Source organism: Mameliella sp. AT18 (genome assembly GCF_028807275.1).
Taxonomy (GTDB): Bacteria; Pseudomonadota; Alphaproteobacteria; order Rhodobacterales; family Rhodobacteraceae; genus Antarctobacter; species Antarctobacter albus.
On record NZ_JARAMO010000024.1, the window covers coordinates 1 to 12057 of the forward strand.

General features: G+C 63.5%; 11 protein-coding genes and 1 tRNA gene. 5 read left to right on the top strand and 7 right to left on the bottom strand.

Annotation, left to right across the window (positions count from 1 at the left end):
• Positions 1-271: 271 nt before the first annotated feature.
• From PVW46_RS02920 to PVW46_RS02940, 5 genes are all read right to left on the bottom strand, one after another.
• Entirely contained in the window at positions 272-1201 is a 930-nt protein-coding gene (locus PVW46_RS02920; RefSeq protein WP_052244904.1) for a Hint domain-containing protein, read from the bottom strand.
• Positions 1202-1407: 206 nt separating this feature from the next.
• On the bottom strand, positions 1408-2349 hold the full coding sequence (locus PVW46_RS02925; RefSeq protein ID WP_069209611.1) for a helix-turn-helix domain-containing protein: 942 nt from the start codon (positions 2347-2349) through the stop codon (positions 1408-1410).
• Positions 2350-2543: 194 nt separating this feature from the next.
• A complete protein-coding gene (locus PVW46_RS02930; protein ID WP_274574543.1) occupies positions 2544-3326 on the bottom strand; it encodes an ABC transporter ATP-binding protein in 783 nt (260 codons plus the stop codon).
• Positions 3320-4381: a FecCD family ABC transporter permease gene (locus PVW46_RS02935; RefSeq protein WP_069209609.1), complete on the bottom strand. Its 1062-nt coding sequence runs from the start codon at positions 4379-4381 to the stop codon at positions 3320-3322. Before PVW46_RS02935 ends, PVW46_RS02930 begins: the two co-directional genes overlap by 7 nt.
• Before the next feature lie 56 nt (positions 4382-4437).
• Positions 4438-5574 carry an ABC transporter substrate-binding protein gene (locus PVW46_RS02940; RefSeq protein ID WP_069209608.1) on the bottom strand — a complete coding sequence of 379 codons (1137 nt, stop codon included), beginning with the start codon at positions 5572-5574 and terminating at the stop codon, positions 4438-4440.
• Positions 5575-5697: 123 nt separating this feature from the next.
• Here PVW46_RS02940 and PVW46_RS02945 point away from each other — a divergent pair, with 123 nt between their 5' ends.
• Entirely contained in the window at positions 5698-6456 is a 759-nt protein-coding gene (locus PVW46_RS02945; protein WP_043146786.1) for a class I SAM-dependent methyltransferase, read from the top strand.
• Positions 6457-6712: 256 nt separating this feature from the next.
• Here PVW46_RS02945 and PVW46_RS02950 read toward each other — a convergent pair.
• Positions 6713-6797: transfer RNA gene (locus PVW46_RS02950), tRNA-Leu, on the bottom strand.
• A gap of 247 nt (positions 6798-7044) precedes the next feature.
• On the opposite strand from PVW46_RS02950, the gene PVW46_RS02955 reads away from it, so the two are divergent.
• Positions 7045-7443 (top strand): Hint domain-containing protein, encoded by a 399-nt coding sequence (locus PVW46_RS02955; protein ID WP_043146837.1) that lies wholly within the window; start codon positions 7045-7047, stop codon positions 7441-7443.
• A 6-nt stretch (positions 7444-7449) separates the two neighbouring features.
• On the opposite strand, the gene PVW46_RS02960 is transcribed toward PVW46_RS02955, so the two are convergent.
• Entirely contained in the window at positions 7450-9000 is a 1551-nt protein-coding gene (locus PVW46_RS02960; RefSeq protein ID WP_069209607.1) for a bifunctional ADP-dependent NAD(P)H-hydrate dehydratase/NAD(P)H-hydrate epimerase, read from the bottom strand.
• Positions 9001-9169: 169 nt separating this feature from the next.
• Here PVW46_RS02960 and PVW46_RS02965 point away from each other — a divergent pair, with 169 nt between their 5' ends.
• The 3 genes from PVW46_RS02965 (at position 9170) to PVW46_RS02975 (ending at position 11949) form a co-directional block, all read left to right on the top strand.
• Positions 9170-9508, top strand: coding sequence for a P-II family nitrogen regulator (locus PVW46_RS02965; protein WP_043146790.1), 339 nt, complete (start codon positions 9170-9172; stop codon positions 9506-9508).
• Between the two features lie 72 nt (positions 9509-9580).
• Entirely contained in the window at positions 9581-10984 is a 1404-nt protein-coding gene (gene glnA, locus PVW46_RS02970) for a type I glutamate--ammonia ligase (RefSeq protein ID WP_043146791.1), read from the top strand.
• 164 nt (positions 10985-11148) lie between these two features.
• Positions 11149-11949 carry a lytic murein transglycosylase gene (locus tag PVW46_RS02975; protein ID WP_069209606.1) on the top strand — a complete coding sequence of 267 codons (801 nt, stop codon included), beginning with the start codon at positions 11149-11151 and terminating at the stop codon, positions 11947-11949.
• Positions 11950-12057: the final 108 nt, after the last annotated feature.

A 12057-nucleotide genomic window follows, 5' to 3' on the forward strand; every position in this document is an offset into this window, starting at 1 on the left:
AAAACCCGCAAGCAGTTTTTTGGAGAAATCGCCAAAAAACACAAAACACCTTTCAAGACATTGTTTTAAAGGTGAATTTTAGAACCGCCCTGCGCATTTTCCAGTTCAGCGAAGACAGGCAGATGCCTAGATGCCCCCTGCCCCGGCATTGAATCACGCCCCCGGTGATTCAATGCCCCGTTCTATGCGCAAGGCCGCCTCAGGCCGCGGGCGCATAAGGCACGCACGCTACACGCACCGCCGCGCCCCGACAGTCAGCCCCCCTTCCCGGCTAGGCGCCCAGGCCCAAATGCATGCGCACCGCCGCGGGAATCAATCGCGCCGAAGATGCCCTTGGCACCGGCATCGCCGCGATGCTCCGCTCTTCGCCGTACAAGGACAGGTAGTCCTGATAGTTGTCGAAGGCCTGGCGACGGACAAAATCCACGTAGGTTTCCGCCGGCAGCCCGTTTGCCAGGATGATGTCATGCGAATCCGTTTCCACATGGTGATAGGTAACGAGGTCCGGTTGCTGTTCCATCGGCACGGTCTGAATGCTCGTCCCGTTCACCAGTGCCCCGGCATTGATCGCCACACCGTCGAGGATGACCGCATGGTCGGAGGTCAGCACCAGATCACGGTAGGGCGCCCTGTCGCCGAATGCCCCGGCGGTGATCCGGACAGGCTGCACGCGCGCCGAGGCAAAGGCCTTGTGCACGGTCTGGCGACCCATCCACCGGACCGGAACAGTCCGACCGTCCGCCGTCATGACAAGATCACCGATCTTCAGCGCCTCGACCGCGCGCTCGCCGTCCGGCGTGGCAATCAGCGTGCCGGAGGCAAAACAGGCCGCATCGCTGCTCAGAACCTGGGACGACGGATCATCCGCGTATACATTGACCCCGATGGCTGTGCCGAACTGGGCGCCATCGGGGGCATCGAAGACCACGAAGAAAGCCGTGTTGCCGGCCACGGTATCGGCACTGCCGAAGACATATCCCTTGGTTCCGTTGAACATCCCGCTCCCGAGGTAGAAACCGGTTCCCCCCGATACCCCGCCAAAGGACATGGTGTTGACGTCGAACCCTGTGATGGCGACCTCGTCACCGGGCAGGATGCTGCCATCATCCAGGACAGCGGTGATCGTTCCTTCGTCGTCTTGCCAAGTAGCGGCTAACCCGTCCGAGCCGACGGAACTTCCGAACGTAAAAGATGTGGGCATAGAATCATTTTCTCCACTGCAGGGGTTTGGATCAGCCGGGCGCGGCCTCCCGACAACGGGGGGCTGATCCGGTGGCCACGCCCGGCGCGGAGAAGCTCCGCACGCGGGACCCTACGGGGGAGCGAAACGGCCCCCCAGCCGCGTCTTTGTTGATTTCCGGTAGAGTTTGTTTGCGAACGACCACAGCGCCCCTGCATTCGACAGGGTCAGGTGCGGGAGGCTGCCTGTCGTTCCAACCACTGGCGCGGCGGCAGCCCGGTCCAGCGGCGGAAGGCCGAAGAAAAATTGCTGACACTGGAATAGCCGAACCTGTGCGCCACAACCTTGATTGGCATGCCCTCTTGCAACGCGGTACAGATCGCCGCCAAGCGAACCTGTTGCAGAGACCGGTTGAAGCTGATCCCGAACTCGACACGGTACGCCCGATCCAGGCGGCGGGGCGAGACCCCGAACTGGTTGGCGATTTCGGCAAGCGAGGGCGGATCCTCTGGACACTCCTGCAAGAGCGCATGTGCGTCGCGGGCAAGGCTGCCAGCCAGGGGCGTCACATTCGGCACGCCATCCTCGCACAGGCTTTGCAGGTGAAATCCCAGGATCTGCTGGGCCGCGGCGCTCACCATGCGGCGCCCCAGCGGCGAGTTGTTCGACAGGGCAGTCATCAATGCCTGTCGCAGGTGTACCGGCAACGCCCTTGCGCGGTGGTAGGTGTTGCTTCCGCCCTCGAGCAAGGGGCGGATGCCCTTGGGAACCGGGCCCCCGAACCAATCCTTGACCGTCTCAAGCGAGACAAGCGCACCGAAGATGGCGTTGTCGCCCGCTCCGAAGCGATACAGCGCCCCGGAGACACTGGGCCGGATCAAGCCCGGCGCACTGTCCTGGTAGCGCCGGCCACAAGCAAGCTCTGCCTGGAAACCGCCCTTGAGCACGACCTGGGTGAACACGAAACCCGAGTTGCGCGAACTCGCAACCTCGACGCTGTCCGGTCCGGAAGTCCGGAATCGCGACAGGCTCCAACTGACACCACTGCCGTCCGTGCCGGGGTGTCTTTGCCAGGTCATCTCGACGGTTCCGGCCTGCCGCTGGACGACGTTATGTGCCCGGCCGTTCCCGAGATACAGTTCGATCGGCGATACACGCCCGTTACTCATGACATTGATCCTGTGCCGTTACTGTTCGCAGCGGACACAGGGCTAACGTGTTTCAAAAGTTAAGAAAAGTCTGCGATGACTCAGTTCGCACCGCTGCCGCTATTGCACTCCGTCACAACCGAGGACAAGGACCGGCAGTCAATCGTTCCCGGTTGAACAAACTCGAGCGCAGGACAATCACCAGTGCGCCCTGTTCACGCAGGCCTGGCCTGCCCTCTTTCCCAGGCCGCAGCCGGCCCATCCACGATCATCATCGGGCACCCGCGCGAGCAGCGTTCGACCCGGCTGTCGATGCCATAGAGACGGCGGATCAGCTCCGGTGTCAGAACCTCCAGCGTATCGCCACAGGCCAGCAGCCGTCCCTCGGCGAGGGCAATCGTCGTCGTGCAGCAGCGCATCACCTGATTGAGATCATGCAATGCAAGGATCATCACCGCGCCGGTTTCCTCGGCATATGCGCGCAGCGCCTCCAGCACTTCGAACTGGCGATAGAGGTCAAGCGCCGAGGTCGGCTCGTCCATCAGCACCACGCGGGGGCGCGCCACCAGCGTCTGCGCAACGGATACCGCCTGACGCTGGCCGCCGGACAATTCCGGCAGTTGGCGATCCGCGAGATGCGCGATGCCGAACCGGCCCAGAACCTCGTCCACGGCTGCCAGTTCACCCGACGACAGGCGCCATCCCCCCTCCCCCTGCTTGAGCGCGAGAATGATGGATTCGTAGACCGTCAGCGCCGCGTTCATGCCCGTGTCCTGCGGCATGTACCGCAGGTCCGCCTGCGCGGCGCCGTTCAGCCGCACGGCCCCTGCCCCGCGCAACTGCCCCGCGATCCGGCGGAAGAGTGTCGACTTGCCGGCGGCATTCGCGCCCACCAGCGCGGTCAACATGCCACCCGCGATCGGCGGCGTGCTCGCCTCGGTCAGGATCTTCCGGCGCCCGTAACCGGCACCGACACGCTCAAGCGTCAGGCTCACCATGACTTGCGTCCTTTCGTCAGAATGAGGGCCGCAAAGAACGGCACGCCGACCAGCGCAGTGATGATCCCGATGGGCAGGACCGCGCCCGGCAGGATCGCCTTGGACAGGACCGAGGTCGCCGAGAGGATCACCGCCCCAGACAGCATCGCTCCGGGCAGGAAGAACCGCTGGTCCTCTCCCAGCAACAGGCGCGCCACATGCGGGCCGACGATGCCGATAAACCCGATTGTTCCGACGAAACTGACCGGCACCGCCGCCAACAGCGAGACCAGCACCAGCGCCTCCAGCCGCAGACGCTTGACCGGCACGCCCATTGCCGCCGCGCGGGTCTCGCCCAGGCGGATCGCGGTCAGCGCCCAGGCGCGGCGGGCAAAGAGCGGCGTGCAGATTGCCAGGATGACGGCGGTGACCGCGACCTTGCCCCAGGTCGCCTTGGTCAGGCTGCCCATTGTCCAGAAAACCACCGCCGAAAGCGCCTGTTCCGAGGCGAAATACTGCAGCAACGCCAGCGCCGCGTTGAAGGAGAACACCAGGGCGATACCGAGGAGAACGATGGTCTCCACGGTCACGCCACGCAGGGTGCTGAGGCCGAAAATCAGCAGCGAGGCCGCCATCGCCATGACAAAGGCATTGATCGGCACCATCAGCGACAGCGCCGCCGGGAAAAGCGCCACCCCCAGAACCATAGCCAGCGCCGCGCCGAAACTGGCGGCCGCGGAGAGTCCAAGGGTAAAGGGACTGGCCAAAGGGTTGGCAAGGATTGTCTGCATCTGGGCGCCCGCCAGTGACAGGCTCGCGCCCACGGTCACGGCAAGAATGGCCATCGGCATCCGGATGTCCCAGACAACCACCAGCATCTGCAGCTCCGCCGCGCCGGGGGCAAGGATCGTCTTCAGTACATCCCAGACCGCGTACCGCGCGGGTCCCAGTGACACATCCACCGCAACGGACACGACAAGGAGCGCGGAGAGTCCGGCCAGGATCGCGATACGCCGGGCAACCAATCCGCGATAGGCACCGGCATGCGTGGACATCTCTGTCGTGACTGTGGTCATGGGCGCTCCGTCAGGAAAGGGTGGCCCAACCCGGGCCACCCTGCACGTTCATCGGATCAGTGGGTTTCGGCAGCTTGCAGCGACACCCAGTAGCCCGGACGGTAATCCACCGGCAGAAAGCGCTCGTGCAGTTCCTGCAAGGTCGCCTCGGGGTTCATGTCGGGGAACAACTCGGGGTGCAGCCAGGTCGCCAGGCGTTGAACCGCGACAAAGCTGTAGGGCGAATTGTAGAACTGGTGCCAGATGCCGTGCACCTGCCCGGTCTCGACCGCCTTCACGCCGGTGAAGGCGGGGCGCTCCATCAGCGCGGCCAGTTTGCGCCCGGCCTCATCCACGTCGGACCCCGGCCCCATGCCGACCCAGTCGCCGCCGGGCACATAGGCCTCCCAGTTGCCGCCCGTGACCACGATCTGATCGGGGTCCGAGGCGATGACCTGTTCGGCGTTCACCGTGCCGAAGGTGCCGGGAATGAACTCGCTGCCCAAGTTCGTGCCACCCGCAAGCGCCACGAAACGACCGAAGTTGCCGTCGCCGAAAGACATGCAGCAATCTTCGGAATAACCGCCGGCCCGTTCGACAAAGACCAGCGGACGGTCCAGGTCCGTCTGCGCCTCGATCACGTCGGTAACGCGGGCGATCTGCGCCTGGTAGAAATCGTTGAACTCGGCCGCCTTGGCATCTTCGCCATAGAGCTTGCCGATTATCTGCATAGACTTCGCCGTGTTCTCGAAGGGTTTTTCACGGAAATCGACATAGACGATCGGGATGCCGACCTTGGCCAGCTTGTCCTCGTAGCCGGCCTCGTCTGTCGCGGCCTTGGCCTCGAGGTTCATGATCATCACGTCCGGGTTCAACGAGACCGCCTGTTCGATGTCGAAAGTGCCGTCCTTGAACCCTCCAAAAACCGGGATCTCTGTCAGCGCCGGGAATGTCTCGGCGTAGATCTCATAGCTTTCGGGCGAGGCCTGGCGGAAATCGTCACGCCATCCGACCACGCGCTCGAACGGGTTTTCAGGGTCCAGCACCGCGGCAAAGAAGATCTGCCGCCCTTCGCCCAGGATCACGCGGTCGACCGGCCCGTCGACCGTGACCTCGCGACCGGCGATGTCGGTGAGGGTGATGGGGTCGGCTTGCACGAGGCTGGCTGCGATGAGGCTCAGCGCCGAGGCGCCGAGTAGGCTGCGAAGGGTCATTTGGAATCCTCTTGGTATCGGATGGTGCACCGCTATTAATTCCGATTGTTTCAGTCAACAACTAAGTTGACTTATTCAGTCAACATCTGCGACATCCCGCGCAACCGACCAAGAGGCCCGCAGATGCAGACAGCCCCCCTCAGCAACCGAAACCTGCGCGACGAGATCCGCGACTACTGGTCCGACCGCGCCGCCACCTTCGACGACGATCCCGGGCACAGGATTTCCGACGGGGCCGAGATGTCCGCCTGGGCGGCGCTGTTCCGCCGCCACCTCGGCCCGCCAGAAGGGCGCCGCCTGCTCGACCTGGCCTCCGGCACCGGAGAGATCGCGCGGCTCTGCCAGGGGATGGGATTTGTGGTCACCGGGCTGGACTGGTCGGAACCGATGCTGGAGCGGGCCCGCAGCAAACTGCCCGAAGTCACCTTTCTGCAGGCCGATGCGGAACGGACAATGCAGCCCGAGGCCAGCACCGATGTGATCGTGACACGGCACCTGGTCTGGACGCTGGTCGATCCGGCGGCGGCCTTCGCCGAATGGCTGCGCATCCTTGCTCCCGGCGGGCGACTTCTGGTGGTGGACGGTGACTTTGTCACCAAGTCCTGGGCTGCGCGCCTGCTGGGCGGGCTTCGCCGCGCGCCGGTCAACGGCCAGCGCACACGGCACCAGAGGATCCTGAGCCAGGTCCATTTCTCCGGCGGCGCCCGCGCAGATCAGGTGGCGGACATGCTTGAAGCGGCGGGATTCACAGATCTGCGGGTCGACACGAACCTCGGGCCGGTCCACCGCGCGCAGGCAAGGCAGTTCGGCTGGCAAAAGGCCCTGCTTCGCCGGTCGGAACACCGCTATGCGATCAGCGCCAGGAAACCGGCCCCATCCTGACGGGCTGCCGAAAGGCCCCCTGCAGACCAAGCGTGCCACACGCCTGGACAAGCGGGTCAATGAATCCGGAAACAGGACCTTGGTCGCTTGAAACCATCATGGCCTGAAGCGCGACACCGGGAAGAGACATCCAGCGCCCAGCGGGCGTGACCACTTGCCCGCAACCCTTCGCGACAGCCCGCGCCGCAAGCTATTGCAAAAGAGGGGAACAACGCCTTGACCTAATTGGGGTCTTGGCCCTTGCCTCGGCTTGATCTGGTGCGGGTGGAGGGACTTGAACCCCCACGCCTTGCGGCGCCAGAACCTAAATCTGGTGCGTCTACCAATTTCGCCACACCCGCAACGTCGCGCTGAATAGCAAAGCGCCGTGACCGAGGCGAGCAGAAAATTCCTGGAAAAGCCTATGCAATTGCAGGCGACATAAACCGGATCTTGGCCTATCCTGCCGCAAAACAAGAGAAGACCGGCAGTAACATACAGGAACAAGAGACGATGGCCCATGACATGGTCCGGCGTGGCAACGGTATGGAGTCCGTGTGCCAAGCATCCACCAATGCCCCCTGCAATGCGCTCCCTCTCGGCACTCTCGTGCTGACGCTCGATGGCGCGCTGCCAGTGGAATACCTCTCCTCTGGGGACAGGATCATCACGCGCGACAGCGGGACGGCGCGGCTTGCAGCCCTGCGGCCCCTGCGCCGACGCCTGCCAGCGGTTTTCGTGGCACCTGGCAGCCTCGGGCACATGCGGCCCGACCTGACGCTGGTCCTGCCCGCCGCGCAAGAGGTGCTGTTGCGCGACTGGCGGGCCAGGACGCTGTTCGGCAAGGACCGGGCGCTGGTGCCCCTGTCACGTCTTATCGACGGCAAGTTCATCCGCAGCGCGGGCACAATCGACATGCAACTGGTCGCACTGGCCTTCGACGCGCCGCACATCCTTTATGCGGACGGGTTGGAACTGGCCTCTGCCACAAGCGACGTCACCGTCTGACAGGCGTCACAGCCCCAACCTGCGAAACACCTTGGGCAGTTCCTCGGGCAGGTCCTCGGCGACCAGGCCGGGGCCGAAACTGCGCGCCGCCTCGACATGCAGCCAGGCGCCGGTTTCTGCGGCCTGCTTCGGTGCAAAGCCACGGGCCAGCAACCCCGTGATGAAACCCGCCAATACGTCGCCCGACCCGGCAGTGGCCAGCCAGGGCGCCTCCCTGTCGTAGACTGCCGCGTTGATCGAACAAGCCCCGCTTGGGTGGGCGATCACCGTGTCGGGCCCCTTGGACAACACGACGCAGCCCGCGCGGGCGGCAGCGTCCCGCGTTGCGTCCACCTTGGAATAGGCCGGGCCGCGTGTTGGTTCCTTGTTCAACCTTTCCGCGATGTCGGGGAAGAGCCGCGCGAACTCCCCGCCATGCGGTGTCAGAACGCAATTCGCGTGCAGCATCGCAAAAAGCGTCTCGGGACAATCCGCATAGGCGGTCAAGGCATCGGCATCGAGCACCACGCGAGGCCCGTGCCTTGCAGCCAACGCCACAGGCACCAGATCGCGTGCCCGCTCAACCCCCATGCCGGGCCCTAGACATAGCGCGTTGAGGCGCCTGTCCTCCAGAACCTCGGCCAGGTTACCGGCATCCTCGACCCGGGTCAGCATCAGTGCGGTGATCCGGCTTGCCACCTCCATCTGCGCCGCACCCGGCACACCCATAGTCACCAGCCCGGCCCCGATCCTGAGGGCGCCGCGCGCCGCCAGACGCGCTGCGCCGGTTTTGCCGAAACCGCCGGACAGGATCAGCGCGTGGCCGTGGGTGTACTTGTGGTCGAACTTCCGTTTCGAAATCCCTGGGAACGAGTCGTCCGAAAGGCGGGCTTGGTCCACCAAATGCACCTGGCTTTCATCAAACACGTGGTCCAAGCCGATATCCTTGACGACCAACGAATTGCAGCGCTGATACGAACGATCCAGATAGTGCCCAACCTTTGCCGAGTGGAACGATACCACGAGGTCGCTGAAATCCCCGCCGCCGCCAAGCATTTTGCCGCTGTCCGCGCAAAGTCCCGATGGCATGTCCACGGCCACAACCTTTGTTGTCGTCTTGTCGTGCGTTGCGGTCATGATCAGTTCGCGCCCGACCTCTTCGGGCAAGGGCCGTGTAAGGCCGGTCCCAAAGACCGCGTCGATGAACAGGTCCGCGGTGGTTTGCTCAGCGTTCAAGTCTTCCCAAGACGAGACGGCGCCCATCTTCCGCCACAGCTCATAATTCACTTTCGCATCCGGTGGCAGCTTTTCGGCATCGCCGTAAAGGAACACCCCTACGTCCCACCCGCGCTCCTGCAACAATCGCGCCACGACAAACCCGTCCCCGCCATTGTTTCCCGGCCCGCAGAGAACGACCGCCCGATGCGCGCCCTGCCCCAGTTCCGGCCATTCCTCGAACACCGCCTCGACCACGCCGGTACCCGCCCGCTCCATCAACTCAAGGCCCGTCACGGCGCCGCTGTCGATGGCCGCCTGCTCGATCTGGCGCATCTGCGCCGCGGTCAGTAGCTCTGCCATTTTGCCTCGCGATTCAATTCTGCACTATTTTTGCGCAACTCGCACAAAATTTGACCTCGCCCAAAAAATCGCTCTTCGCTTCCGGCCCTCGCGGGGCCTATCGGATTGTGGCGATCATCCAGAAGTGATCTGCCAAGTCCACGAAGAGCGCAAGGGAGAGCGAGGTCTCATGAAAAAGATCGAAGCGATCATCAAGCCATTCAAGCTTGATGAGGTGAAGGAGGCGCTGCAAGAAGCGGGCATCCAGGGTCTGTCCGTCGTCGAGGTGAAGGGCTTTGGCCGCCAGAAGGGCCATACCGAGCTCTACCGTGGCGCCGAGTACGTCGTCGACTTCCTGCCCAAGGTGAAAATCGAGATCGTTCTTGACGACGACCAGGTCGATGCCGCCATCGAGGCCATCGTCGAGGCCGCCAAGACCGACAAGATCGGCGACGGCAAGATCTTTGTCAGCCACGTCGAACAGGCCATCCGTATCCGCACCGGCGAAACCGGCTCGGACGCGCTGTAATTCCAGAAATTGACCGCGGCACTGCTGGGCCGCAGGCATCCCCAAAGTATGACAGAAAGGGACTCAACAGTTATGAGCAACGCTGTTCTCGACATGATGAAGGAAGAGGACGTCGCCTACGTCGACATCCGGTTCACAGATCCGCGCGGCAAGCTGCAGCACGTGACCGTGATCGCGGATGAGGTGGACGAGGACTTCCTCGAAGAGGGCTTCATGTTTGACGGCTCCTCGATCGCCGGCTGGAAGTCGATCGAAGCCTCGGACATGAAACTCATGCCCGACCTGGAAAGCGCCTATATCGACCCGTTCTACGCTGAAAAGACGCTCTGCCTGCATTGCTCGGTCGTCGAACCCGACACCGGCGAACCCTACGAGCGTGACCCGCGCGGCACCGCCGAAAAGGCAGAAGCCTACCTGAAGTCCTCCGGCATCGGCGACATCTCGTACTGGGGCCCGGAAGCCGAGTTCTTCCTGTTCGACGACGTCCGCTTCTCGAACAAGATCAACAAGGTTTCCTACGAGGTCGACGCGGTCGACGCATCGTGGAACACCGACACCGAGTACGAGACCGGCAACATGGGTCATCGTCCGGGCGTCAAGGGCGGCTATTTCCCGGTCAACCCGACCGACGACGCGCAGGACCTGCGCTCGGAAATGCTCTCGACCATGAAGCGCATCGGCATGAAGGTCGACAAGCACCACCACGAGGTGGCGTCCTGCCAGCACGAGCTGGGCCTGATCTTTGGCTCGCTGACCAAGCAGGCGGACGAGCTGCAGAAGTACAAGTACATCATCCACAACGTGGCACATGCCTATGGCAAGTCGGCCACCTTCATGCCCAAGCCGATCTACGGCGACAACGGCACCGGCATGCACTGCAACATGTCGATCTGGAAGGACGGCAAGCCGCTGTTCGCGGGTGACAAGTACGCCGACCTCAGCCAGGAGGCACTGTACTTCATCGGCGGCATCCTCAAGCACGCCAAGACGCTGAACGCCTTCACCAACCCGTCGACCAACTCGTACAAGCGCCTGATCCCCGGCTTCGAAGCCCCGGTTCTGCGCGCCTACTCGGCCCGCAACCGGTCCGGCTGCGTCCGTATTCCGTGGACCGAAAGCCCCAAGGCCAAGCGCGTCGAAGCCCGTTTCCCCGATCCGTCGGCGAACCCCTACCTGTGCTTCGCAGCGCTGCTGATGGCCGGCCTGGACGGCATCACCAACAAGATCGATCCCGGCGAGGCGATGGACAAGAACCTCTACGACCTGCCGGCCGAAGAGCTGGAAGGCATCCCCACCGTCTGCGGCTCGCTGCGTGAAGCCATCGACTGCCTGAAGGCCGACCACGAGTTCCTGCTCGCCGGCGACGTCTTCACCAAGGACCAGATCGACGGCTACATCGAACTGAAGATGGAAGAGATCGAACTGTTCGAACACACGCCGCACCCGGTCGAGTTCGGCATGTACTACAGCTGCTGATCGCCACGCGATCCACAGCGGAACGGGCGCCCCTGCGGCGCCCGTTTTCATGTCCGCCCCCCCCTGCGCGTGGCGGCAGCCCGCCACCCCGCGCTCTACCCTCTTGGCGCCTCCTCCAGTCGCGGCTAACCTTCCAGGAAACCTGTCCGAACCGGAGCCCTGCCATGCGCCGCCTCGCCCCTGCCCTTGCCTTTGCCATTCTGACCGCTGTCCCCGCCTTTGCCGCAGGCTGCGGGAACACCGCCTCGGGCTTTGACGCCTGGAAAAGTGAATTCGCCGCCGAGGCGCGCCGCGCCGGGGTCGGCGACCGGGGCATCAACGCCCTGATGAACGCGCGCTATTCCACCAAGACGATCGGCGCGGACCGCAACCAGAAGGGCGTGAAATACAGCTTCGAACGGTTCGTGCAGATCCGCCTTGGGTCGCTCGACAGTTTCGCCAACGGTGCCCGCAATCGGATCAACCAGAACAAGGCCTTTTACGACAGCCTCGAAAAGCACTTTGGCGTTCCGGCAGGCATCATCGTCGCCATTCACGGCATGGAAACCGGCTATGGCCGCACGATGGGCACCGAACCAGTGATCAATTCGATCCTGACGGTCGCCTATGACTGCCGCCGCCCGCAACTGTTCCGGCCCCACGCCATCGCCGCGCTCAAGATGGTGGATCGCGGGATGCTCTCGCCCGGCCAGAAAGGCGCCTTCCACGGAGAGTTGGGCCATACCCAGTTCCTGCCCGGCAACGCCATGCGCTATGGCGTCGATGCCAATGGCGACGGTCGGGTCGATTTCTACAACCAGGCCGATGCACTGGCCTCGACCGCCAATTTCCTGCGCCAGAAAGGATGGAAGCGGGGGCAGCCCTTCGGACCTGGCACGCATAACTTCCGCGTCCTGAACGAATGGAACGCCGCCACCGTCTATCAGCAGGCCATCGCGGCCGCGGCCGAGAGGATCGGCCGCTGAGCCCGATCCGGAAACAAAGAGCGCAAAACCGCGTAATTTTCCCCGAATCGCCCGATTGTTAACATGTTTCGGGGTCAGTCTTTCCCTGTGCGGACAAGAATGCCGCCA

Excerpts from the sequence above, each read along its gene's own strand:
- PVW46_RS02945 (WP_043146786.1), top strand. The coding sequence starts at position 5,698 with ATGCAGACAGCCCCCCTCAGCAACCGAAACCTGCGCGACGAGATCCGC.
- PVW46_RS02975 (WP_069209606.1), top strand. The coding sequence starts at position 11,149 with ATGCGCCGCCTCGCCCCTGCCCTTGCCTTTGCCATTCTGACCGCTGTC.
- PVW46_RS02920 (WP_052244904.1), bottom strand. The coding sequence starts at position 1,201 with ATGCCCACATCTTTTACGTTCGGAAGTTCCGTCGGCTCGGACGGGTTA.
- PVW46_RS02930 (WP_274574543.1), bottom strand. The coding sequence starts at position 3,326 with ATGGTGAGCCTGACGCTTGAGCGTGTCGGTGCCGGTTACGGGCGCCGG.
- PVW46_RS02960 (WP_069209607.1), bottom strand. The coding sequence starts at position 9,000 with ATGGCAGAGCTACTGACCGCGGCGCAGATGCGCCAGATCGAGCAGGCG.
- glnA (WP_043146791.1), top strand. The coding sequence starts at position 9,581 with ATGAGCAACGCTGTTCTCGACATGATGAAGGAAGAGGACGTCGCCTAC.
- PVW46_RS02940 (WP_069209608.1), bottom strand. The coding sequence starts at position 5,574 with ATGACCCTTCGCAGCCTACTCGGCGCCTCGGCGCTGAGCCTCATCGCA.
- PVW46_RS02935 (WP_069209609.1), bottom strand. The coding sequence starts at position 4,381 with ATGACCACAGTCACGACAGAGATGTCCACGCATGCCGGTGCCTATCGC.
- PVW46_RS02965 (WP_043146790.1), top strand. The coding sequence starts at position 9,170 with ATGAAAAAGATCGAAGCGATCATCAAGCCATTCAAGCTTGATGAGGTG.
- PVW46_RS02925 (WP_069209611.1), bottom strand. The coding sequence starts at position 2,349 with ATGAGTAACGGGCGTGTATCGCCGATCGAACTGTATCTCGGGAACGGC.